A 227-nucleotide genomic window follows, 5' to 3' on the forward strand; every position below is an offset into this window, starting at 1 on the left:
AGCGCCCTGCACCATTATGTTCCGGATCTGCATCGCAGGATGCTGCTGGCTACCCTGTGGAACACCTACATCTGTATTAACGAAGCGCTGGCATTGACCCTGAGTGATTTTTCTCTGGTCCCGCCGCATCCATACCGCCAGTTGTTTACCCTCACAACGTTCCAGTAACCGGGCATGTTCATCATCAGTAACCCGTATCGTGAGCATCCTCTCTCGTTTCATCGGTA

The 227-nt window shown here is 52.4% G+C and carries 2 pseudogenes; one reads left to right on the forward strand and one right to left on the reverse strand.

The window, feature by feature from the left end:
• Positions 1-153, forward strand: a pseudogene (locus tag HMPREF0693_RS19850) (phage integrase family protein); the annotation flags it as partial.
• On the opposite strand, the pseudogene HMPREF0693_RS19855 reads toward HMPREF0693_RS19850, so the two are convergent.
• Positions 121-207 (reverse strand): annotated as a pseudogene (locus tag HMPREF0693_RS19855) (MobC family plasmid mobilization relaxosome protein); the annotation flags it as partial. The pseudogenes HMPREF0693_RS19850 and HMPREF0693_RS19855 sit on opposite strands and share 33 nt — an antisense overlap.
• Positions 208-227 lie beyond the last annotated feature (20 nt).

Source organism: Proteus mirabilis ATCC 29906 (assembly GCF_000160755.1).
Taxonomy (GTDB): Bacteria; Pseudomonadota; Gammaproteobacteria; order Enterobacterales; family Enterobacteriaceae; genus Proteus; species Proteus mirabilis.